This is a genomic window from Actinomadura sp. 6K520, assembly GCF_004349245.1.
Classification (GTDB): Bacteria; Actinomycetota; Actinomycetes; order Streptosporangiales; family Streptosporangiaceae; genus Spirillospora.
The window spans coordinates 1-1976 of record NZ_SMLC01000371.1 but is presented as its reverse complement, the minus strand read 5'-3'; the positions used below and the strand labels follow the sequence as shown (position 1 = coordinate 1976).

Below are 1976 nucleotides of genomic sequence, written 5' to 3'. Positions count from 1 at the left end.
GGTTGGTGGGGTGCGCGGGGCTCGGCATCGGGCGGACGCGGCGGCCGACCTGGCGGCATTGGCCGGGGCCGCCCGGGTGGCGGAGGGCGCCGGAGGCGCTTGCGCGAGTGCGGAGAGGATCGCGGTCGAGTCGGGGGCGCGGTCGGCCCGGTGTCAGGCGCAGGGGGACGTGGTGGAGGTTTCGGTAACGGTGGACGTGGTGGTGCCTATGGGGATAGGTGTCGTAAAGGTGCTATCCCGGGCAAGGGCTGGCCCTGTGGGGCAAGAGGGCGTAATCTGGCGCGGCACGGCTCGTTGCACCGTGTGTCAATAGATTGGGAGGTGCCGCAGGGGATGGAACACTCGCCTCTTTGTCATCTTCCTGTGACTTCTGCTATCCGGTGGTACGTTACCCTGCATGTAAGTGCATAGTTACCGCACGGTGCGTGTGCCCCGCGAGGCCCTCGGCGGGATGAGACGAGCAGGACGTTGTCGAAGGGATTGAGGCCGTGACGATCATTCGCAGGATCGGTGCAGTCGCGATCGCGGCCCCGCTTGCGATGGGTTTCCCGGTACTCGGTGCCCTCCCCGCGCAGGCCGCCGCCACGGGCATCACCTCTCCCGCGAACGGCGCGGTCATCACGAGCGGTTCCGAGCTGACCGCCAAGGCCCACTTCGACTTCGCGCTCACCATGCAGCTCTGGGTCGACGGCCCGGGGATCGGGAACGTGTTCCTCCAGGAGAAGGGCCTTGCCGGTGACCTGTCAGGGACGTTCCCGATCCGGCGGAACGGCCGCTACAAGGTCTACCTGAAGGGCAAGCAGACCGGGCACATCTACGACACCAACACCGTCACCGTGCGCATCGCGCCGGCCGCGCCGACCGGTGTGTCCGCCCAGGTGTCCGGCAAGAAGCTCGTCGTGAAGTGGAACCGCGGCCTTGAGGACGACCTCAGCGGCTACGCGCTTTCCGGCTCGGGGGTCCAGGCCAAGTCCGGTTCGGTGAACTCGCTGTGCCAGGGGACGAGCTGCTCCGCCACCCTCGCGCTGACCAAGTCGAGCGGTGCGGTCTCCGTGGGCGTCCGGGCGCAGCGCCCCACCGGGACGGGCGGATCGCTGACCTCCGGCGCCGCCACCGCGAACGCCATGCTGAGCGGCGGTTCCGCGTCGCTTCCCCGCGGCTCGGCGCCGTCCCTTCCCTCGGCGGAGGGTGAGGTGCCGAGCGCCGGGACCCCGCTGACGCCGTTCAACAACCAGTCGCCGGTGACCCTCCCGTCCGTCCAGCCGGACGGCGCCACGCCCGGCCTCACCTACCCCGCGCCGCAGATCGCCACCGACTCGCCGAAGGCCCAGAACATCGCGGCCACCGACCGGCTCCAGTGGGGGAAGAGCGTGGGCATCGCCCTGGTCCTCCTCATCGTCGCCGGGCACCTCGGTACCTGGACGCGTCGCCTCCGCTTCGCTCAGGCGGGGACGAGCAGCAACGGCATGGCAGCCCGCCTCGCCCGCAGCGGAACCGGCCGTAAGCGCGTCAAGAAGGCCCGCGAGCAGATCGCACGAGCCGAGGCCCTCGCCAAGACGGCCCCGGTCCTGGCGATAGCCGACCCCAAGGCCAAGGGTTCCAAACGGCCCCGCTCGGGTGACACGATGACCCTCTCTTCGCCGTCGGCCAAGGCAAAGTCCAGCCGCCGCGGCCCTGCAACCCGCGCCACAGGGGCCAGCGGGGTCAACGTCAGCCTCGCCCAGCCCAGCCCCAAACCGAAGCGCAAGCACGGCCGCCGCCCCAGGTGAGAACCCCGGCACCGACCGCGACCCGGGTCGACCAACCGCGCCCACAGCCCCGCCGGCGAGCACCGCGAAATACGTCGCCGACGTGAGCAAACGTCCGCCTGGGCACAGCGCCTGCCGTGAGCTTGGCGATCACGGCGCGGGCCTCACGGGAGCATGGTGCCGGGGTGCGGCAGATGCCGGAGTACTGGGGAGGGATGGGGTGATGGG

Annotated in this window: 2 protein-coding genes; both read left to right on the top strand. The window is 70.5% G+C overall.

The features are described from left to right. Positions 1–10: 10 nt before the first annotated feature. Positions 11–313 carry an Rv3654c family TadE-like protein gene (locus E1289_RS40400; RefSeq protein ID WP_347813625.1) on the top strand — a complete coding sequence of 101 codons (303 nt, stop codon included), beginning with the start codon at positions 11–13 and terminating at the stop codon, positions 311–313. Between the two features lie 175 nt (positions 314–488). Next, positions 489–1769, top strand: a complete 1281-nt coding sequence (locus tag E1289_RS37380) for a hypothetical protein (RefSeq protein ID WP_131988885.1) — start codon at positions 489–491, stop codon at positions 1767–1769. Positions 1770–1976: the final 207 nt, after the last annotated feature.